The organism is Nocardia implantans, assembly GCF_035544775.1.
Taxonomy (GTDB): domain Bacteria; phylum Actinomycetota; class Actinomycetes; order Mycobacteriales; family Mycobacteriaceae; genus Nocardia; species Nocardia implantans.
This window is the reverse complement of sequence record NZ_JAYKYQ010000009.1, coordinates 1-19,489: the sequence shown is the minus strand read 5'-3', so window position 1 is coordinate 19,489 and position 19,489 is coordinate 1. Positions and strand designations below refer to the sequence as shown.

Annotated in this window: 19 protein-coding genes; 6 read left to right on the top strand and 13 right to left on the bottom strand. The window is 69.3% G+C overall.

The features are described 5' to 3' along the window. Positions 1-11 precede the first annotated feature (11 nt). A complete protein-coding gene (locus U3653_RS21115; protein ID WP_195081756.1) occupies positions 12-605 on the bottom strand; it encodes a TetR/AcrR family transcriptional regulator in 594 nt (197 codons plus the stop codon). A gap of 21 nt (positions 606-626) precedes the next feature. On the opposite strand from U3653_RS21115, the gene U3653_RS21110 reads away from it, so the two are divergent. Then, the gene (locus tag U3653_RS21110; protein WP_195081757.1) at positions 627-992 is read left to right on the top strand and encodes a hypothetical protein; all 366 of its coding nucleotides are present in this window, start codon (positions 627-629) and stop codon (positions 990-992) included. Positions 993-1,594: 602 nt separating this feature from the next. On the opposite strand, the gene U3653_RS21105 is transcribed toward U3653_RS21110, so the two are convergent. Then, positions 1,595-2,092, bottom strand: a complete 498-nt coding sequence (locus U3653_RS21105; RefSeq protein ID WP_195081758.1) for a hypothetical protein — start codon at positions 2,090-2,092, stop codon at positions 1,595-1,597. A gap of 85 nt (positions 2,093-2,177) precedes the next feature. Between U3653_RS21105 and U3653_RS21100 the strand changes: the two genes are divergently transcribed. Continuing rightward, a complete protein-coding gene (locus U3653_RS21100; RefSeq protein WP_195081759.1) occupies positions 2,178-2,423 on the top strand; it encodes a hypothetical protein in 246 nt (81 codons plus the stop codon). On the opposite strand, the gene U3653_RS21095 is transcribed toward U3653_RS21100, so the two are convergent. Continuing rightward, positions 2,406-3,212, bottom strand: coding sequence for an ABC transporter ATP-binding protein (locus U3653_RS21095; protein WP_195081760.1), 807 nt, complete (start codon positions 3,210-3,212; stop codon positions 2,406-2,408). The genes U3653_RS21100 and U3653_RS21095 overlap by 18 nt on opposite strands. After that, positions 3,209-3,880, bottom strand: a complete 672-nt coding sequence (locus U3653_RS21090) for a FadR/GntR family transcriptional regulator (protein ID WP_195081761.1) — start codon at positions 3,878-3,880, stop codon at positions 3,209-3,211. The genes U3653_RS21095 and U3653_RS21090 overlap by 4 nt, the downstream gene beginning before the upstream one ends. A gap of 210 nt (positions 3,881-4,090) precedes the next feature. On the opposite strand from U3653_RS21090, the gene U3653_RS21085 reads away from it, so the two are divergent. Next, positions 4,091-5,794, top strand: coding sequence for a 2-isopropylmalate synthase (locus U3653_RS21085; protein WP_323124328.1), 1,704 nt, complete (start codon positions 4,091-4,093; stop codon positions 5,792-5,794). A gap of 137 nt (positions 5,795-5,931) precedes the next feature. Here the strand turns inward: U3653_RS21085 and U3653_RS21080 are convergent, their stop codons facing one another. Next, entirely contained in the window at positions 5,932-6,315 is a 384-nt protein-coding gene (locus U3653_RS21080) for a nuclear transport factor 2 family protein (protein ID WP_195081763.1), read from the bottom strand. An 88-nt stretch (positions 6,316-6,403) separates the two neighbouring features. Between U3653_RS21080 and U3653_RS21075 the strand changes: the two genes are divergently transcribed. Further along, entirely contained in the window at positions 6,404-7,189 is a 786-nt protein-coding gene (locus tag U3653_RS21075) for a helix-turn-helix domain-containing protein (RefSeq protein ID WP_195081764.1), read from the top strand. A 13-nt stretch (positions 7,190-7,202) separates the two neighbouring features. Here U3653_RS21075 and U3653_RS21070 read toward each other — a convergent pair whose 3' ends face one another. Together U3653_RS21070 and xylB are read right to left on the bottom strand one after the other, a co-directional pair. Next, positions 7,203-7,832 carry a maleylpyruvate isomerase family mycothiol-dependent enzyme gene (locus U3653_RS21070; RefSeq protein ID WP_195081765.1) on the bottom strand — a complete coding sequence of 210 codons (630 nt, stop codon included), beginning with the start codon at positions 7,830-7,832 and terminating at the stop codon, positions 7,203-7,205. 145 nt (positions 7,833-7,977) lie between these two features. Continuing rightward, positions 7,978-9,387 carry a xylulokinase gene (xylB, locus tag U3653_RS21065; RefSeq protein WP_195081766.1) on the bottom strand — a complete coding sequence of 470 codons (1,410 nt, stop codon included), beginning with the start codon at positions 9,385-9,387 and terminating at the stop codon, positions 7,978-7,980. Between the two features lie 222 nt (positions 9,388-9,609). Here xylB and U3653_RS21060 point away from each other — a divergent pair, with 222 nt between their 5' ends. Then, positions 9,610-10,095, top strand: coding sequence for a hypothetical protein (locus tag U3653_RS21060; RefSeq protein WP_195081767.1), 486 nt, complete (start codon positions 9,610-9,612; stop codon positions 10,093-10,095). Here U3653_RS21060 and U3653_RS21055 read toward each other — a convergent pair. The 6 genes from U3653_RS21055 to U3653_RS21030 form a co-directional block, all read right to left on the bottom strand. After that, positions 10,086-11,096: a glycoside hydrolase family 172 protein gene (locus U3653_RS21055; RefSeq protein ID WP_195081768.1), complete on the bottom strand. Its 1,011-nt coding sequence runs from the start codon at positions 11,094-11,096 to the stop codon at positions 10,086-10,088. The genes U3653_RS21060 and U3653_RS21055 overlap by 10 nt on opposite strands. Next, a complete protein-coding gene (locus U3653_RS21050) occupies positions 11,093-11,542 on the bottom strand; it encodes a thioredoxin family protein (RefSeq protein ID WP_195081769.1) in 450 nt (149 codons plus the stop codon). The genes U3653_RS21055 and U3653_RS21050 overlap by 4 nt, the downstream gene beginning before the upstream one ends. A 55-nt stretch (positions 11,543-11,597) precedes the next feature. Beyond that, positions 11,598-13,079 carry an FGGY-family carbohydrate kinase gene (locus tag U3653_RS21045; protein WP_195081805.1) on the bottom strand — a complete coding sequence of 494 codons (1,482 nt, stop codon included), beginning with the start codon at positions 13,077-13,079 and terminating at the stop codon, positions 11,598-11,600. Positions 13,080-13,081: 2 nt separating this feature from the next. Next, positions 13,082-14,494, bottom strand: a complete 1,413-nt coding sequence (locus U3653_RS21040; protein ID WP_195081770.1) for an L-fucose/L-arabinose isomerase family protein — start codon at positions 14,492-14,494, stop codon at positions 13,082-13,084. Positions 14,495-14,614: 120 nt separating this feature from the next. Further along, entirely contained in the window at positions 14,615-15,493 is an 879-nt protein-coding gene (locus U3653_RS21035; protein ID WP_195081771.1) for a glycoside hydrolase family protein, read from the bottom strand. Between the two features lie 38 nt (positions 15,494-15,531). Further along, entirely contained in the window at positions 15,532-17,820 is a 2,289-nt protein-coding gene (locus U3653_RS21030; protein WP_195081772.1) for an ATP-binding cassette domain-containing protein, read from the bottom strand. A 63-nt stretch (positions 17,821-17,883) separates the two neighbouring features. On the opposite strand from U3653_RS21030, the gene U3653_RS21025 reads away from it, so the two are divergent. Next, on the top strand, positions 17,884-18,852 hold the full coding sequence (locus U3653_RS21025; protein WP_195081773.1) for a helix-turn-helix transcriptional regulator: 969 nt from the start codon (positions 17,884-17,886) through the stop codon (positions 18,850-18,852). The last annotated feature ends 637 nt before the right edge of the window (positions 18,853-19,489 follow it).

The following is a 19,489-nucleotide window of genomic DNA, read 5'->3' as shown; positions in this document are numbered from 1 at the left end:
CTTGCAGCGGATCAGGGGCGGTAGGAGGTCAGCAGGGTCCGGGCGGCGGCGGTGAGGTCTTCCTCCAGCCACCTGGGCAGTTCCGGGGCGTAGGCGTGGCGGCGCAGCGCCGCATAGGGCAGATCGACGATCGCGCGGCTGACGGCATCGATCTCACGTTCGCCGTCCCGGCCCAGCAAAGCGCGCGCGATGCGGTGCAAGTGCTCGATCAGCGGCGCGTTCATGCCGGACAGGGTCGCGCGGAACTCGGCGTCCGGTTCGCCGTCGAGCAGATCGCGGGGACGCAGCTCGAGCAGGAGCTTGGCGTCCTCGGGCAGCTCGCGGCCGAACCGGAGGGCGGCGCGCACCATCCCGACGCCCGCTTCCACCGGATCCGGCTGGTCGGCGGCGGCGAGGGTGCGGTCCTGGAAACGGCGCAGCGCGCGCAGCCAGGCCGCGGTCAGCACGCCGTTGCGGTTGCCGAAGCGGTGATAGAGGGTGCCGACCGGAGCGCCACTGGCCTCGGCGATGGCCGACACGCTGGCCGCACGCGGCCCTTCGGCGAGGACGAGCGCGCGTGCTGCGTCGAGGATCACGTCGGTGTCGTGCTTGCGGGGCGGCGCCATGTACTAGTACGTTCCTTCTATATGGAGCGATTGTCCTATATAGATGAGCATGCCAGATCGGTCGCCGCGAATCGGGATCGGGCGTGGAAAGCGGTGCTGGACGTCGTCTGTCCCGACCCGCACGAGCCGTCGCCGCCGGCGGGGTTCGTCATCGATTCCGTGACGCGACCGCACCGATTGGCTCTGCGCGGACAGCACTGGTTCTCGAAATACGCGCTGATCTTCGAATTGGACGAGGAGGGCCCGAGCCGGACCCGTGTCCGCGCGCGCAGTTACGGCGACTTTCCCGGTCTGCACGGCCGAATCTATCGCGCGCTGGTCGTGGGGAGCGGCGGTCACCGCTTGGTGGTTCGTCACATGCTGCGCCGGATCGCGGCGGCGGCATGATCCCCGGGACGGTGTGGGGCGCCACCGAGGCCGAACGCGAGGCGCCTCTGCCGTGCGACGACCGGCAGCCCGGCGGCCTGCAGGCCGATCGCGCGATCGGCATCGACGCGCCGCCCGCTCTGGTCTACGCCTGGCTGTGCCAGTTGCGCGTCGCGCCCTACAGCTACGACTTGCTGGACCACTTCGGCAGGCGCAGCCCGCGCCGGCGCGATCCGATGCTCACCGAACTCGCGGTGGGGCAACGGTTCATGTCCCGATTCGAGTTGGTCTCCTTCGTCCTGGGCAGGCACATCACCCTGGTCTCGGGCAAGGTGTGCGTCACCTACGCGGTGCGTCCAGAACGCGCGGGAACGCGGCTTGTGGTCCGGATACCGAGCACCGCGCCGGTTCGGCGTCCTCCACGGTCGCACCGGAACAGTGAGCCGGGGTCGGAGCGCCGCCCGAGCAAGCCGCGGCGCGCACCAGGCGATGAGCCGGTTCGTCATCCGCGCTGTCCGACTGCGCCGCTGACCGGCGACGGGCGCGTCATCGGCATGCGTGCCTGGAGTCCGCCACCGCTGTCGATCGCCCACTGGCGCAGAGCCCGGTCATCGGGGTGGCATTCACGAAAGACTTTCCACCAGGTCGAACTTCCGTTGTTCGTATCCCTTGGGCACGGTATCGCGGACCGAGATCAGGGCGTGTGCCCACGAGCCGAGGACGGTGTGGTCGCCCACCGTGCGGCCGGGGGCGGGTACGGGTTCCGCGGTGAGCAAGGGCAGCGGGTGGATGCGGTGACGGGCCTCGTTCTCCAGTACGGTCGCTTTGTCCACGAAGACCCGCAGGTCGTGATTGAGGAGATAGCGGCCGGCCGCGCCGTGTTCCGGCGGTACCAGCGCGGCGACCCAACCCACTGTGCGATAGAGGTTTTCGCCCTGCTCCGGCGTCGGCGCGTCCCGTCCGGCCCAGGTGACCCGAGTGGGCTCGGTGAGCAGTCGTTCGATCCCTTGAACGAGGTGGTGGCCGATTCTGGCGTGTTCCATGAGCCTCGGGCCGACGTCCACATAGCCGAGTACACGATGGTCGTCGGTGCGGAGTACTGCTCGGTAGAGCTGCCACACGTAGCCGTATTCCCTTCGGTGGTAGTCGATTTCGCTGCATACTCACACGCGATTGCGGTGTGGCGATTACAGCGGCGTTACCACCGTGGTGCGCCTGGTGCGGGATTTCGGTGCGCTGGGCGCGCAGGTCGCCGCGCCCGGCGTAGCACGGGGGGCGATGGCCTTCGCGCCGACGAGCGCGTCCACCGGCACCGGTCCCACCGCCGTGCGCCTTGCGACCGCGCGCTTCGGCTCCGCGACGACCTCGGTGAATGCGGTGATCGGAGGCGGCCCGTTCGAGCTGCACTCGGTCCGGCTTCAGGGCGAGCCGGGATTATCGCGGCCAGGCTGAGGGTTTGCGGGCTGCCCGCGCGGTCCAGCGGCCGTCGTCGTGGCGGACTTCGACCGGGTGTGCGAAGGCGGCGGTGACGTTCTCGGTGGTGATCGTCTCCGCTGCGGGACCCGCCGCGACGGCATGGCCGCCTGCGATCAGCAACGCGTGCGTCGTCGTGCTGGGCAGTTCCTCCAGGTGGTGGGTGACCAGGATGGAGGCGACCTCGGGGTGGGTCCGGTCCAGGGTGTCGAGGGTGTCCAGCAACTGTTCGCGGGCAGCGACGTCCAGTCCGGTGGACGGTTCGTCGAACAGCAGCAGCCGGGGCTCGGCGATCAGCGCTCGGGCGATGAGCGCGCGGCCGCGCTCGCCTTGGCTGAGCGTGGGCCAGATCTCGCTCGCCTTCCCGGTCAGGCCGACGGTGTCGATCATCGCGTCGGCTCGGTCGAGTTGGTCGGGGGTCGGGGTCCAGCGCATGGGCGTGTCGATGGTCGCGGTCAGTCCGGTCAGCACGACCTCGCGGATGGTCAGCGGCGAGCGCAGCGGGTGCCGCGGGTTCACCTGGCCGATGCCACGGCGCAGCCGCTGCAATTCGACGCGGCCGAGTTCCGCCCCGAGCACCCGGACCGAGCCGGAGGTGGGGAAGGTGACGGCGCCGCAGAAGCCGAGCAGCGTGCTCTTGCCCGCGCCGTTGGGGCCGAGCAGCGCCCAGCGCTCACCGGCCCGCACGGTCAGGGAGATCCCGTCGATGATCTTCTTGCCCTCCCGGCGGAAGGTCACGTCGGTCAGCTCGAGCACCGGATCGGTCACGTGAAGGCCTCTTTCAAAGTGGTCAGGTGGGCGCGGCTGTATTCCGCCGCGGCGGTGGGATCGCGGTCGGCGATGGCGTCGGCCAGGCGCTGGTGGGCGGCATGATCGGCGGGCTCCGAGGGCATCGGGCGGATCTTCAGCATGTCGATCATCGCCAGGCGCAGTCGCGGCAGGAAGCTGTCGAACAACTGGGTCAGCACGTCGTTGTGCGCGGCCACGATCACCGCCCGGTGGAACGCCATATCGGCGTCGACGTGCTCGGCCACCGGCCCGCCGTGCGGTTCCCGCGCGGCCAGCGTCCGGCGGATCATCCGCAGGTCGGCGGGGGTGCGCCGCTGAGCGGCCAGCGCGGCGGCCTCGGCCTCGATGGCGATGCGCGCTTCGATCACCGAGGCGATCGTGGCGCGGCGCAGCACCGCGTCCCACTCCTCGCTCACGTCGAGCGCGGTCACGAAGACGCCCGCGCCTTGCCTGCTGTCCAGCACGCCTTTTCCGGCCAGCTCGCGGATCGCCTCCCGCAGCGTGGAGCGTCCGACGCCGAGCTGTGCGGCCAGGGTGGTCTCGCCGGGCAGGCGGTGGCCCAGCGGCCATTCGCCCGCCTGGATCCTGGCGAGCAGCACCTCGGCCGCCTGCGCGGCCAGCGGATGGCGCCGTACCTGCGAGATCATCGCTACCTCTCTACTTGTCTGAGGAGTCGTGTACAGTCTAGCCATCATGCGCACCATGCTTCTGCTCAGCCGCCACGGCGGGGCCTGAACGACCGGCCGCCCGCCGTGGGGCTTCGTCGTGGCCGGTCACCTTTGTCGTGACGGCCGCAACGGCCAGAAAGCAGACCCATGACCACCGCTTTCCCCACCATTCACACCCCTGCGGGCGACATGCCGGAACAGGCTCCGGCGTGGAATCGCCAACGACGCTCGCACATGCCGTCGCACCGCTACCGGGACATCTATCAACGCGTGGAAGTGCCGCTCACGCAACGGGACTGGCCTCAGGCCAGGATCACGCAGGCGCCGCTGTGGGTGCCGGTCGACCTGCGCGACGGCAATCAGGCACTCGCCGAACCGATGGACCCGGCGCGCAAACGGCGCTTCTTCGAGCTCCTGGTCGCCATGGGCTACAAGGAAATCGAGGTGGGTTACCCGTCGGCGTCGCAGACCGACTTCGACTTCGTACGGCTCATCGCCGAGGAGGATCTCGCGCCGGAGGACGTGACGATCGCCGTGTTCACCCCGGCGCGGCGCGATCTCATCGAGCGCACGGTCGCCTCGATCCGCGGTATCCGCAACGACGTCGTCATCCACATGTACACCGCGACGGCTCCCGCGTGGCGGGACGTCGTGCTCGGCAAGGACCGCGCGGCGCTGGCCGAACTGATCCTCGACGGCGGACGTGCCGTGCTGGACTGCGCCGGGGACCTGCCGAACGTGCGGTTCGAGTTCTCACCCGAGGTGTTCAACCTGACCGAGCCCGACTACGTGCTCGAGATCTGCGACCGGATGACCACTTTGTGGGACGCCACCGCGCGGCGGCCGGTCGTCCTCAACCTGCCCGCCACCGTCGAGGTCGCCACCCCGAACGTCTACGCCGACCAGATCGAATACATGCATCGCAATCTGGCCCGCCGCGACAGCGTCATCCTGTCGGTGCACCCGCACAATGATCGCGGCACCGGCATCGCGTGTGCCGAGCTCGCGGTGCTCGCGGGCGCGCAGCGCGTCGAGGGCTGCGTCTTCGGCAACGGCGAGCGCACCGGCAACGTCGACATCGCCACGCTGGCGCTGAACCTGCACGCGCAGGGCGTCGATCCGATGATCGACTTCTCCGACATCGACGAGATCCGGCGCACCGTCGAGTACTGCACGCGCATGCCGATCCACGAACGTCACCCGTACGTGGGCGATCTGGTGCACACGGCGTTCTCCGGCACCCATCAGGACGCGATCAAGAAGGGCATGGCCGAGCATCGAGCCCGCGCCGCCGCGACGGGCATCCCGGAGCGTGAACTCGATTGGCGCGTCCCCTATCTGCCCATCGACCCCGCCGACATCGGCCGCAGCTACGACGCGGTGATCCGGGTCAATTCCCAATCCGGCAAGGGCGGCGTCGCCTACCTGCTGCACACCGAATACGGCATGGACCTGCCACGGCGCCTGCAGATCGATTTCGCCCGGCACGTGCAAGCGCTCGCCGACGACACCGGCGCCGAGATCACCGCCGCCGAACTGCGTGACCTGTTCGAGGCGGTCTATTGCGACGAACTCTCGGGGCCGGCCTTGAAAGACTGGCGCACCAGCGACGACGGGGACACCGAGATCACGCTGATCATCGACGGGGTCACCCACCGGACCCGCCGTCGCGGCGGCCCCGTCGCGGCGCTCACCGAGGCACTGGCCGCGGCCGGGTATCGCATCGAGGTGCTCGGCCTGACCCAGCACACGATCGACAGCGACGACAGCGCCATCGCTTATCTGGAGTACCGCGGCGCCGACCACACTGGGTGGACCTGCGGACGAGCCGATTCCGCCCAGGCGGCGGCGCTTGCCGCGGTCGTGCGCGCCGCCGCACGCGCGGCGCGGTGAGGAGCCGACGCGCGGTGCCGCGGCGGTCGGCGCTCGACGCGACGGAACGGGCCGGCCGGGACGGATGACCGCTGACGATCGGATCGATGCGGACGTACCGGTGCCGGTCGGTTCCCGATGAACCGACCGGCACCGGGTCAGAACATGCCGTGCGGGATCTGCCCTGGGTCGGGCACCGGTTGCACCACGTCCCAGTGCTCCACGATCTTTCCGTCGGCCACCCGCCAGATGTCCACCACCGCCAGGTCGGGCTCTTCGCCGCCGGGCGGGACCATGCGGTAATGCATGACCACGTAGTCGTCGTCGGCGATCACCCGTGCCAGCTCCAGCTTCGACCTGGTCACCGCCGCCTGTGCGATGAATTCGAGGAAGGCCTCCTTGCCCGAGGGATTCCCGGGACTGTGCTCGAGGAAATCGTCGTGCAGCAGCGTGCGCAGTACGTCCAGGTTGCCCGCGGCGAATTCCGCGAAGCCGCTGGAGAGCAGTTCCTTGTTGCGCAGTGCCGTGTTGTCTTTCGTCATGCCGCCGACACTGGCAGCGGGCGAACCGGGGTGTCGATTACCTGCCATGTAATGGCGGGCGCGAACGGGGCGCCGTGATACTTGGCCGATGAACGGTGATCGACCGGTGGGCGAACTGCTGCGGGAGTGGCGGCACCGGCGGAAGCTGAGCCAGCTGGACCTGGCCATCCAGGCCGACGTGTCCGCCCGGCACGTCAGTTTCGTCGAGACCGGCCGCACGACGCCCAGCCGCGCCATGGTGCTGCACTTGGCCGAGCAACTCGACATCCCGCTTCGCGAACGCAATCGCGTGCTGGTCGCCGCCGGACACGCTCCCGAGTTCCGGCGCAGCGACTGGAATGATCCCGCGCTGCGGCGCGCCCGCGAGGCGGTGCAGCGGGTCCTGCGGCTGCACGAACCGTATCCGGCGCTGGCGGTGGACCGGCGCTGGAACCTGGTGCAGGCCAATGCCTGTGTCGGCGTGTTCTTCGACGGCGTGGCTCCGGAACTGCTCGAACCACCGATCAACATGATGCGACTCGGACTGCATCCCGCGGGCTTCGCCTCCCGGCTGGACAATCTCGACCAGGTCCGCGCTTTCCTGCTGCCTCGCCTGGCCCGCCAGGTCATGGCGACCGGAGATCCCGCCCTGGCGGCCCTGTACGAGGAATTGCGCTCCTACGGCTCGCCGGGCGGTGCGGACGGTGACTCCGCCGAGATACTGCTGCCGATCCGGCTGCGCCACCGCGACGCGCCGCTCGGGTTCTTCAGCACCATCACGACCTTCGGCGCGGCCTTCGACATCACGCTCGACGAGATCGCGGTCGAAGCGTACTTCCCCGCCGACGATGAAACGGCCGCCTACCTGCGCGAGCTTGCCGAAGCCCGCCGGTGAGCGGGCACCCGGATCATTCGCGTCTGGTGAATCGCTGCGCGGGCTCGCCGCTGAGGTGGCCGGCGGGCAACTTGCGCCCGCAGAGGACGAGCAGCAGGTCTTGGGCGCGACCGGACAGCACCGTGCCGGATCCGTAGCTGAAGTCCAGGTCGTCGGCGCGCAGTTCGATGCCGCCGAGCTCGGCGCCGAACAGTTTGACGGTCCTGGGATCGATCGTGTCCAGAACCAAGCGCATCCGCTCCTCGGGCACCACGCGGTCCAGGCCGAGCGCCACGGTGATGTCCAATCCGTGGATCACATCGTGGCTCAACGCGTTGGACAGTCCGCCGCCCGGCGGCCGCCAGGGATGATCGACGTTGTCCCACAGCGTTTTCAGCAGATCCGAGGTGCTGAGCGTGGCGGCGTCCATCCGGGCGGTGCGGTCGGCCATGCGGTTGAAGTTCCCGAACGCCGCGATCATCCCCAGCGTGAAGCGTCCGCTCGACAGGCGGTACGGCATGGTGATGTGCGCGACCACTTCGCGTACCCGCCAGCCCGCGCACAGCGTCGGAGCGTCCCAGCCCTCGGCGTCCAGTCCGGCCAGGAGTTCGGCGAGTTCGGTCCGTTCCGCCGTCACCGCCCTCCGCACCAGGGTATCGGTCATTCGTCCACCTCTCTTCGACGAGGGTGATCCAACCCCTCTGTCCGTCGAGGCGCCAGCCGGCGACACAAATCGGCCAACCGGAACGCGGGATGGGGTATATCCCGATCCCCGCGCGCACGGCCGGGGATCGCGATGACGAGCGCGGTCAGCCGTAGAGCGCCTGGCGAGCACTGCGATACTCGGCCCGGATCTCCCGTCCGGACGCGGTATCGGCCGGTGGCGCAACCTCCGCGACCGGGCATGCGGACCAGGTCGGCGGCCGGCACGCGCCGCTGAGTGCCCACGCCGCCTGGCGGGCAGCGCCGAGCGCGACGTATTCGGCCGGTTCCGGCACCGTCACCGTGACGCCGAAGACCTGCGCGGCGATCGCCGCCACCAGCCGGGAGCGCGCCGCGCCGCCGATGAGCAGCACGCGCCGCGGCGTCACCCCGGCGATCTCGATGAGGCGGTCGAGCGCGTCGGCGAGATGGCACAGCAGCCCCTCGAAGGCGGCGCGGGCCACCGTGCCGGGGCGCATCGCCTCCGGCCGCAACCCGTGCAGACTGCCCGCGGCATGCGGCAGGTTGGGTGTGCGTTCACCGGCGAGATAGGGCAGCAGGACGACGCCGTCCGCGCCGGGCGGCTCCTGTGCGGCGAGCGATTCCAGCGTGGGCAGATCCACGCCGAGCAGAGCGGCGGTCGAGGTCAGGATGCGGGCGGCGTTGAGCGTGCAGACCAGCGGCAGGAACGCGCCGGTGGCGTCCGCGAACCCGGAGACCGCGCCGGTGGCGTCGGCGGCGGGATGCCCGGTGCGGGCGTATGCCGTCCCGCTGGTGCCGAGGGAGACCACCACGTCGCCGTCCGTGATGCCCAAGCCCAGCGCGGCACCGGCGTTGTCCCCCGTTCCGGCGGCGACCAGTGCGCCCGACGGCGTGTGCCCCGCGGATTCGTTCGGGCCGAGAACCTGCGGCAGCGCCGGGCGGCGTCCGCGAAAAGCCATGGAGAGCAGGTCTTCGCGATAGCCGCCGCCGGCTGGCGACCAATAGCCGGTGCCGGAGGCATCGCCCCGGTCGGTGGTCGGCTCGAGCACGCGTCCCGGTCCGCCGCCCCGTAGTCGCCAGGTCAGGTAGTCGTGCGGCAGCACGACGTGAGCGGTGCGGTCGGCGAGTTCCGGTTCGTGGTCGGCCAGCCAGCGCAATTTGGCGACGGTCGAGCCTGCCACCGGCACACTGCCGACGGCATCGGCCCAGGCCCCCGGCCCGCCGAGGTCGGCGATCAGGTCCTTCGCCGCATCGGCGGAGCGGACGTCGTTCCACAACAGCGCGTCCCGCACCGGGATGCCCGCCGCGTCCAGCGGGACCAAGCCCTGCTGCTGCCCCGCGACGGCGATCGCGTCCACGTCGTCGAGCAATCCCGCGCTCGCCGTCCGCAGCGCCTCCCACCACGCGGCCGGTGCGACTTCGGTTCCCTCCGGGTGCGTGGCCCGCCCCTGGGCGAGGATCTCACCGCTGTCGGCGTCGCAGACGACGACCTTGCACGCCTGGGTGGAGCTGTCGACTCCCGCCACCGTCGTCATCGGGCCTGCCCCAGTCGAAGCTCGCTCGTGACGCGTATACGGCACCCGCCGCGCGGCGGACGGGGGCGGATCGAACGCGGTCGCATTCGCACGACGAGCCCGCCGCGCGATCCGGCGAACCGTCCGATCGTCTCGAGCACACCCATACGATCACCTTGCACCTCGCCGCCACGCACCGGAGCGTTTCGGGTATTCCGCCGCCGTATCGGGCAGACTGGCGCGATGAGCATCGACCCCACCGACGTGCGCATCCGCACGGGAGACGGGACGCGGCTGCCGGAACTGACCGAAGACGCGCTCGGCGAGCTGCTCGGTGAACCGGCCGGGCCGGAACACGCCGTGCTGGAACTCAGCCGTGCCGATCTGCACGAGATACGGGCCGGATTGCTGCCCGACGGCGTCTACGAGCTGGAGCACCGTGCCGGTTCGGCGACCGAGTCCTTCCAGATGTACACCTCCGACCCGGTGCTGGTGCGCGACGTGCTGTGGGCTTGGCTGTCCGGCGATCCGTGGTGGCGCGACGCGGTGGCGTGGTTCCGGGTGGACCCGGCGATCGCCGAACTGCGCGCCGTGCAGGACGAACTCGCCGGGCTGCTGGACGGCCTGACCGGGTTGGACGATCTCACCGCAGGCATGGACGCGGCGCTGGCACGCGCCGACGAACTGCTGGCGCTCCCACCGGATGGCGAAGGCCCCGATCAGCCCTGATACCACCAGGCGGTGGTCGCCACATCGGCGTCCTCCAGCGGAAGATAGGTCTCCGCGTCCTGCCATCCGAGGGCCTGCACGGTGACGCGCAACTCGCGCTCGAAGCAAATCGGATCGCGCACATGCCATCGATACATGCCGCAGCGCTGATCCGCTCGATAGATCTGCTCGGGCGGCAGTACCTGATGCAGCCCCAGATAAGGCGTGGAGTATGTCCGGTACGTCCCGTCGAGGTCGAAATTCCAGGCGCCGCCGAAATAGTCCTCGGTGCCCGTTCCACAAATGGTGGGATGGTCGGTATCCCCGTCCAGGAAGAACTTGACCTCACCCTCGCCCCACCATCCCGGCGCACCAGGGCGGATGGCGAGATAGGTGCCGACGTAGCGGCCCGGCCCCGGCACCGTGTCGAGAACGGTGTGGACGGCGGGATTTCCCAAGCTCGTCGTCCGCGTCCACCGAGTGTGCAGATACCCGGCGTCGTCCGGCACGTCCTCTTCGGTATAGGTCGCCTGGTAATACACCGGAACCTCACGGCCGCAATGGTTTTCGAGGGTGATACGCGCTCGGTGCCGAAACGGCATGGGCCAGTAGCTGTTCAATCCGCCCGCGGGCGCGACCACCACCATCTCCGAACTCAGCAGGGCCGTCTCGCCCCATCCGTTGCAGAAGAAGTCGCCCAGCGGCGACTCGATCGCGGGTCGCGTCGCGTCGTCCCAGGTCATCCGCAGCGTCAACCCGCGCAGCACGGAACGCTCCGTGGTCAGCCAGAAATGCCGGAACACCCCGGGACCGGACACGTCGGCCAGCGTGGCGGTTCCACCGTGCGCGAGGGCGATCGAGGGGGAGATCTTCCATCCCGGTCCGAGCAGCCGCGCCGCGTGCGCTCCGGTGCCGTCGGTCGCCCGCGCGCCCGCGCCGGGCGCCCCCGTCGGATTCTCGGCGCTGACCGACCGCGTTCGCGTGCCGTCCAGCCGCCACAGTTCACCGCCCGGCGCGGTCACAGTCCCGGCCACCCGTATCGGGGAGCGGTCGGCGCGAGCCCGGCCCGGTGCGCCGTGACGGCACCGGTCGCGGCCGGCTGCCGGGCGTCGGCCTGCTGGGCGAGTTCCCGGCGGACCTGATCCATGTCCAGCCAGAGGATCTGCTGCACCAGGTCCTCCAGCGCGTCCGACGCCATGGCGCCCGCCGCGGAATAGACCAGCAGGCCGTCCCGGAACGCCATCACGGTCGGATACTGCGTCACCTGCGCGGCGGCGGTCAGCGCGACCTCGGCTTCGACGTCGACCTTGCCGTGCACGATCTGCGGATGCCGCTGCGCGGAAGCCTCGTACACCGGAGCGAAAGACCGGCACGGCCCGCACCACCCGGCCCACCAATCCACCAGCACGATCGGATGCGACGTGACGACGGAGTCGAAATTGTCCTGGGTCAGGGTGATCGTGGGCATGAAGTCCTCGTATCGTTCCGCGTCGCGACTGTCCACCGTCGCACGGATTTCGCGCTCAGGAAGCCGCCCCGGCACGATGCTGTTCGGCCGCGAGGAAGTGCGCGATATTCGTGGTTCGATCGTACAGATCGCGGTAGTGCCGGTAGTACTGCTCGTATTTCGCGACGTGCTCGGGGTGCGGGCGAACGGTGTCGACGATCGGATTCCACGCCGAGGTCTCGATCCCGGCGGCCTCGGCGGCGAGCAGGGCGTCACCGAGGCTCGCGCCGACGGTCTCGGCGGGCAACTGCTGGGGCAGGCCGGTGACATCCGAGACGATCCGGGTCCACAACCCGCCCCTGGTGCCACCGCCCACCGCGACCAGACGCCTCGCCCGTCCGCCCGCTTCGGTCATGGCCTCGAGGTTGTGCCGCACCCCGTAGCCGATGCCCTCGAGCACCGCCCGATAGAGCTCGGGCCGTCCGTGCCCGAGGGTCAATCCGGCGACGATGCCGCGTGCGTCGGGATCGAACAGGGGAGTGCGCTCCCCGGCGAAATAGGGCAGCACGAGCAGACCCCTGCTGCCCGCGGGCACCTCCGCGGCCGCGGCGACCAGGTCGGTGAACTCGCCGCCGACGAGTTTGCGCAGCCAGTCGGTGACGGCGCCGGAAGTGGCCATGCCCGCGGCGAGGGTATACGTGTCCGGCCAGGCGCCGCAGGTACCCCAGAGACCGGGATGCGGCCGCGGGTCGGTGAGCACCTGCACCAGGAACATGGTCGTGCCGTACATGATCATCGCGTCGCCCGGGGCGCGGACGCCGACGCTGGCCGCCTCGGCCCAGGCATCGATGGTCCCGGTGGTGACGGGCAGCCCCGTCGGGAGCCCGGTGGCGGCCGCCGCGTCCGCGCTCACCCGGCCCACGATCTCGGTGGGCCAAGCCAGCTCCGGCAGCCTCCAGCCCGGCACTACCCGCTCGGCCCAGTCGGTCGCCCACGCGCGTTCGCGCAGGTCGTAGAGGGGCACGCACTGGCTGGCCGATTGATGGTCGAGAACGTAGCGGCCGGTGAGCCGGTGCACCAGGAAGGAACTCGCCATCAGCAGCATCGCGGTGCGCGCGGCGACGTCCGGCTCGTGCCGGGCCAGCCACCGGGCCTTCGGGCCGACGGCCTGGCTGGTCAGCGGCGACCCGGCGCGGTCGAGCACGGCCCGCGCGCCGAATTCGTCGTTCAGCTCCGCGATCTCGGCGCTCGCCCTGGTGTCGACGCCGTAGAGGATGGCAGGGCGCAGCGGCCTTCCCTCCGCGTCCGCGGGCAGCAGGCACGGTCCGATGCCGGACACCCCGAGGCCCGCGAGCGTGGCGCCGTCGGCCGCCGCCACCAGCTCACGGGCCAGTGCGACGAAATCCGCCCACCACACCGTCTCCGCGTCGTGCTCGACCCAGCCGGGGCGCGGCATGGACACCTCGTGGGCGCGCTCGGCCCTGGCGACGATCGTGCCGCGCGCGTCGGTGAGCACGCCTTTGGAACTCGAGGTCCCGATGTCGATGCCGAGGAACATCGTCACCGCGTGAACTCGTCCACCGTGATGTCGAGCAAGCCGCACGTCGCACGCAGGACTTCCCGGTGGTCGCCGGGCACCGCGTGAATGTGGTTGGCCCCGAACCGGTTCAGGAAGTCCTCGGCGCGCGCGTCCAGCCGGGCGAAGGCGTGCGGCCACTCCCGGGTCGACTGCTTCATCAGCGCATCGTTGGTCTGCTCGTCGTAGTGCTCGAAATCGCCGAGCATCAGCTGCATGCGGTAGTCGCCGTCGAGCCGGGTGAGCCGGGCGAGAGTCATCCGGCCCGGCGCGGCCAGATGATGCACCGATGCGCCGCCCGCGGGGAAGAAGAACACCTCCGGATAAAAATGCACCTTCGCGAGGTTCTCGGCCGGATCGTCGCTGCGCGCGGCGAACCAGGTGGCGTGCTGACCGGAATTGCACAGATCCCAGATGTCCCGATCGGCGTGATAGTGGCGGACGTCGGCGAACAGCACCGGGGTGTCCGCGACGGCTTTGAGCAGCTGCATGGTCAGCGCGCCGTCCATGTCCGCCTCGGTCGCGCAGACGTGCGGTTCCTTCGGGCCGTTCCAGTCGTAGGGATCGTTGAGGAACGCCTCGGTGATGTCCATGGTGGCGAAATACTGGGTGAGCTCCGGTTGTCCCTTGATCCCCGAGAAGTCCAGGCGCCATTCGGCGATCAGCTCGCGCACCGCGAGATACGAGCGGATCTGGCGTTCCAGCAACTGCGGGGTGAGCTTCGCGCCGTCGTAGTGCACGCCTGCGGCGTGCCGCTCCAGCCATTCGCGCGCGGCCTTCGCCTCGCCCGCGTCGGCCAGTTCGGCGCGCCGCACGATCTCCCACTGATCGATTTCCTCGACGTCGATGCCGAATCGGCGCTGCCACTGATCGGTGTTGGCGACCGCGGTGTTCATGCCCATCGGCCGCCCGCCGAAGCGCCCGAAGGTCGAACCGCGCAAGCTCGCCACGGCGGCCGCGGCCCGCGCGCGAACGCCGATGGCCTCGATCAGTCCGGGATCGGACGGATCACCCCACAGCCTGCTGTGTTTGCGCCCGATCTGGTCCAGCGCGCCTCCGGCGGCCAGCATGCCGACCATGCCGGGCTGGACCGGGTCGATATTCGACAGCAACAGCAGTGGACCGGGAATCGCGCCCGCCGCGAGCATCGTGAAGTGCGGAAACGCCCAGACCGCGTAATGCAGAACGGTGAGATCGACGCCCGCCGCGGCGACCGTGCGCGCTACCGTGCCTGCCAGCGCGTTGTCGCTGATCGGCGCCGCGCCGCGAACCACGTCGTGCCCCGCCGCCGTCAGCGCGGTCACGAGCCGGTCCTCGGTGGAGGCGATGAAATCGGCGATGCCCGCATGCACATAGTCGCGGCCATCGGAGATGCTGATGATGCCGATACGGGCCATGCCGGTCCCTCCCGTAGGTGGGGTGATCGGAGAGTTCGACTCGCTCAACAGATACCAGCCGAGACCGCGCCCATAGACGGGTTTCGCCGAAATGGCGCTCGGCTCGGTGTTTCGGACCGCTTAGCGCGGAACCGTTTTGACGACCCGCCCCCGCGGGAAGCCGAGCGGCGCCAGATGCACCCCGCCTTGGCCCCAGCCCGCGCTGGTGATCCACCAGCGGCCGTCCGCTTCGACCACCTCGGCGGCGTGCGCCGCGATATGGCCGACCTTGTCGCCGATGCGGAAGCGGAACGGGTTGTCGCTGCGGAAGACGTCGGTGCCGACGTAATGCGGGCGCGGACCGATGAACAGGTACCACCATCCGCCGTGCCGGAGGACATAGGGCGACTCGGTGTTGCCCGCCTCGGTGCCTTTTGCCGGGTCCGTGTACGCGATGTGCCGCTCGCCCCAGTGCACGAGGTCGGTGCTGGTGCGGTAGGCGACGACGTGGTGACCACCGTCCGGGGCACTGGTCGCGCAGTAGTACATCACCCATTGGTCGCCCACCCGCGCCACCATCGGGTCGCGCGCGTCGTAGCCGTCGCGGAACAGCGGCCCCGCCGCGGACCTGGTCCAGTGGAACAGGTCGGGCGAGGTCGCCAGGTTCATCGCCGCGGCGGTGCGGTCGGCGCCGCCCGCCGCGTAGAACATGTGGTACCGGCCCAGGGCCGCGAGCACGTAAGGCGCCCACAGATGCGTCTCGCCGTAGTTCCGGTCCACCCGCAACGCGGAGGCATGCTTGGTCCACGGGCCGGCCAACCGGTCGGCGGTGGCGTGGGCGAACTCGATTTCATCGAACGGGTCCGCCGGTTCGGGATGTGTGATGCCGAAAAGGTGCCACCGCCCGTCGTCGTCGCGAACAATCGTGTGGTCGTTGATGTACCAGGCTTCCGGCTCCCCGGCGCTCGGGTCGTAGATCCGCGCGAAACTTCCCGCTCGGACCACCTCCCGCGTCGCCATAGGTTCATGATGCCGCGATCAGGTCCACGGTGGCGGGATCATCGGGCAACAACACTGCCCCGCAAGTACTCCGCGGTCAGCGACCGGCCGTCGGTCAGCAAGTCCGCAGGCGTGCCGGCGAAAACGAGTTCGCCGCCGTGCTTTCCGCCGTCGGGTCCGAGATCGATCACCCAGTCGGCCCGAGCGACGAGATCGAGGTCGTGCTCGATGACGATCACCGTGTTGCCCGCGTCGACCAGCCGGTCCAGCAGCCCGACCAGGGTGTCCACGTCGGCCATGTGCAGTCCGGTGGTCGGTTCGTCCAGCACGTAGACGGTGGCTTCGGCGCGCCGCTGGAGGTGATCGGCCAGCTTCACGCGCTGGCGTTCGCCGCCGGACAGCGAGGACAGCGACCGGCCGAGGGTGAGATACCCGAGACCGACATCGAGCAGCGACCGCAACGGCGTGCTGATCCGCCGGTCCTGTGCTTCGGCCCAGAAGTTCAGCGCCTGCTCCGCGGGCATCTCCAGCACGTCGGCGATCGACGCCCCGCGAATCTCGTAGGCGAGCGCCTCCGGACGGTACCTGCGTCCGTGGCAGGCCTGGCAGACCGTGGTGACCGGATCCATGTACGCCAAGTCGGTGAAGATCACGCCCGCGCCGTCGCATTCGCGGCAGGCTCCGTCGGAATTGAAACTGAACAAGCCCGGTCGCACACCGTGCCGCTTGGCGAAAAGCTGACGTAACGGGTCCATGATGCCGAGATAGGTAGCGGGGCTGGAGCGCCGGGACGCGGCAATCGCGGATTGGTCCACCGCGACGACCTCCGGATACGTCGCGACGAACGCGCCGGACACCAGCGTGCTCTTCCCGGAGCCCGCCACACCCGTCACCGCCGTGAGCACACCCGTGGGAAAGCGCACGGTGAGATTCTTCAGGTTGTAGGCATCGGCATCGGCCACGGTGAGCCATCCCGCAGGCTCACGGACGTCCTCCTTCACCCGGCGGACCCGGCGCAAGCCCGCACCGGTCGGCGTCTCCGCGAGCCGCAGCTGATCGACCGTGCCCTGGAACACCACCTGCCCGCCATGGGAACCCGCGCCCGGCCCCATGTCGACCACGTGGTCGGCGACGGCGATGACGTCCGGGGAGTGCTCCACCACCAACACGGTGTTGCCCTTGTCGCGCAGCCGGCGCAGCAGCGTGTTCAGCCGTCCCACGTCCCGGGGATGCATGCCGACGCTGGGCTCGTCGAAGATATAGGTCATGCCGGTGAGGCTGGAGCCCAGATGCCGGACCACCTTCAGGCGCTGCGCCTCGCCGCCCGACAGGGTCGCGGTCTCCCGATCGAGCGAAAGGTAGCCGAGCCCGACTTCCTCGATCCGCCGCAGCCTGGCGACGGCTGCCTGGGCGATCGGCCGCGCCACCGGATCGTCCAAGCGGTCGAGCACGTCTATGAGATCGGTGATCTCCATCCTGCCGTAGTCGGCGATGCCGAGCCCGTCGATCCGGCTCGCCAGCGCGGCGGCGTTGAGCCGCGCGCCCCCGCATTCCGGGCAGACCTTCTCGGTGACCACCGCGCGGGCGGCCGCGCGATTCTTGTCCGACAGCGCGGCGAGATCACGTTTGATGTAGAGGCGGTCGAACCGCTCCAGCAGTCCTTCGTAGGCGTTGTTCCCCGCCGATCCGTTCCGATTCTTGCGCGGCACCCGAAATCCTTTGCCGTGCAGGAACAGCTGCCATTCCTCGGCGGTGAAGTCCCGCAGCGGCTTGTCCGGATCGAAAAGTCCCGACTCGGCGTAGAGCTGCCACTGGAATGTTCCGACCGCGAACGGGCCGAACGTGATCGCACCCTCGTTGAGCGACTTGTCCGCATCGATCAGCTTGTCCGGATCGGGCCGCACCACGTGGCCCAGACCACCGCACGCCGGACACATGCCCAGCGGGTCGTTGAACGAATAGCGGGTGGCCTCGCCCGCGCTCGGCACGCTGTGCCGGGAGAACAGCACGCGGATGACCGAGTGGATGTCGGTCATGGTCCCGACCGTGGACCGGGAATTGCCGCCGATCGGCTTCTGATCGACGACGACGGCGGGCGCGAGGTCGTCGATGGCCTCCACCTCGGGACGCTCGTACTTGGGCAGCCGATTGCGGATGAACCAGGTGAAGGTCTCGTTGAGCTGCCGCTGCGATTCCACCGCGACCGTCCCGAAGACGATCGACGACTTGCCCGAGCCGGAGACGCCGGTGAAGACCACGATCTTGCCTTTGGGGATGGTCAGCGAGACGTCGCGCAGATTGTTCTCGCGAGCCCCGATGATCTTGATGGTGTCTCGATCTGCATGCACGGACCTCACGCTAGGAACGGATGAGGTCGGATTTCGTCCTCGTTCGCCGCCATACTCGAGGACGTGACCCAGACCGCCGCCCGACTGCTCCAGCTGCTGTCGCTGTTGCAGACCCGCCGCGAATGGAGCGGCCCCGAACTGGCCGCGCGGCTCGGGGTCACGGTGCGGACCGTGCGCCGGGACGTGGAACGCCTGCGCGAGCTGGAATACCCGGTGGTCGCGAGCCTCGGCGCGATCGGCGGCTACCGCCTGGAAGCGGGCGCGGCGCTGCCGCCGCTGCTACTCGACGACGAGGAAGCGGTCGCGATCACCCTCGGACTGCGCGGCGCGGCGCAGGGCGCGATCGCGGGCATCGAAGAATCGGCCGCTCGCGCGCTGGTGAAATTGCAGCAGGTCCTGCCGTCCCGGTTGCGACGCCGGGTCGACGCGATAGACACCACCACCGTGTCGCTCGGCGGCCCCGCTGCCGGGCCCCTGATCGATCCCGAAGTGCTGGTGACGCTCGCCGCCGCCGCGCGTGACGGCGAACGGATCCGGTTCCGCTACCGCGACAAGACCGGCACCGAGAGCGGCCGGCTCGCCGAACCGCACAGCCTGGTCTCCGCGGGCCGCCGCTGGTATCTGGTCGCCTGGGACGTCGACCGCGCCGATTGGCGCACCTTCCGCGTGGACCGCTTGACCGCGCCGCGACCGATCGGAATACGCTGCGCACCCCGCGCGCTGCCCACCGAGGATGCGGCGAGTTTCGTGACCAGCCAGCTGGCGCGCTCCAGGCCGGTCCGTCCTGTGGTCCTGCGGGTGCATGCCTCCGCCGCAACCCTGGCCGAAACGTTCCGCGTGCGCGCGGAGGAGATCGAGCCGCTGGACGAGCGGACCTGTCTACTGCGCACCTGCGCGGATTCGCTGGAGTGGACCGCCCTCCGCATCGCGCACCTGGACTTGGACTTCGAGGTCGTCGAACCCACCGAGATGAGGGACCTGCTTGCCGGGCTCGGGGCGAAATTGCTGCGTGCCGCGCGGGAACCGCGCTGAGTGCGGCTTGTCGGCAGATCGGGCGCGGCGCGATTGTCTTCCGAGGCGTTGGGAGTGATCTTGTGGTGGTCTGAATCACACTTGTGTCATTCGCGCTCGCTTACCGCCGTTCGCGTGTCTCTGACCTGCGAAAAAGCGCGTTGGACAGGCGATTTGACGAAGCGTTATCCGCCGCGTAACTTATTCCAGGTCAGAGCGACACGGACACCGACCCGGAGCCGAGAAGCGAGGCGGAGACGCCGAGCGGATGGACCGGGAAACGAGGTAGGACGAGGAGCGCCTGGCGATCACACTGGCTCGATCGGGAGCCCGATTTTGATCGGGTGAACGAATGAGCTAAGCTGGAAAAGTTGCTTCACAGAAAGTCCGGAGAAATTCGGATCGGATGTGTGTGCGTGTGTTCTTTGAGAACTCAATAGTGTGTCGATGAATGTCAGTGCCAATTATTTTTGGTTTCGGCTCTTCATGCCCCCGTGTGGAGGGTCGGACATTTTTAGTCAGCTAATTTCCGGCTGGCGATTGTTTTGCTGGGTTTTCGGACTCTGGTTTTTGATCTGATTGCATCTTTCGGGGTGTGATTGTGAGTCTTCAACGGAGAGTTTGATCCTGGCTCAGGACGAACGCTGGCGGCGTGCTT

Coding starts and splice junctions, on each gene's coding strand:
- U3653_RS21115 (WP_195081756.1), bottom strand. CDS start 605: ATGGCGCCGCCCCGCAAGCACGACACCGACGTGATCCTCGACGCAGCA.
- U3653_RS21110 (WP_195081757.1), top strand. CDS start 627: ATGGAGCGATTGTCCTATATAGATGAGCATGCCAGATCGGTCGCCGCG.
- U3653_RS21090 (WP_195081761.1), bottom strand. CDS start 3,880: ATGATCTCGCAGGTACGGCGCCATCCGCTGGCCGCGCAGGCGGCCGAG.
- U3653_RS21085 (WP_323124328.1), top strand. CDS start 4,091: ATGCCGGAACAGGCTCCGGCGTGGAATCGCCAACGACGCTCGCACATG.
- U3653_RS21080 (WP_195081763.1), bottom strand. CDS start 6,315: ATGACGAAAGACAACACGGCACTGCGCAACAAGGAACTGCTCTCCAGC.
- U3653_RS21075 (WP_195081764.1), top strand. CDS start 6,404: ATGAACGGTGATCGACCGGTGGGCGAACTGCTGCGGGAGTGGCGGCAC.
- U3653_RS21070 (WP_195081765.1), bottom strand. CDS start 7,832: ATGACCGATACCCTGGTGCGGAGGGCGGTGACGGCGGAACGGACCGAA.
- xylB (WP_195081766.1), bottom strand. CDS start 9,387: ATGACGACGGTGGCGGGAGTCGACAGCTCCACCCAGGCGTGCAAGGTC.
- U3653_RS21060 (WP_195081767.1), top strand. CDS start 9,610: ATGAGCATCGACCCCACCGACGTGCGCATCCGCACGGGAGACGGGACG.
- U3653_RS21050 (WP_195081769.1), bottom strand. CDS start 11,542: ATGCCCACGATCACCCTGACCCAGGACAATTTCGACTCCGTCGTCACG.
- U3653_RS21045 (WP_195081805.1), bottom strand. CDS start 13,079: ATGTTCCTCGGCATCGACATCGGGACCTCGAGTTCCAAAGGCGTGCTC.
- U3653_RS21040 (WP_195081770.1), bottom strand. CDS start 14,494: ATGGCCCGTATCGGCATCATCAGCATCTCCGATGGCCGCGACTATGTG.
- U3653_RS21035 (WP_195081771.1), bottom strand. CDS start 15,493: ATGGCGACGCGGGAGGTGGTCCGAGCGGGAAGTTTCGCGCGGATCTAC.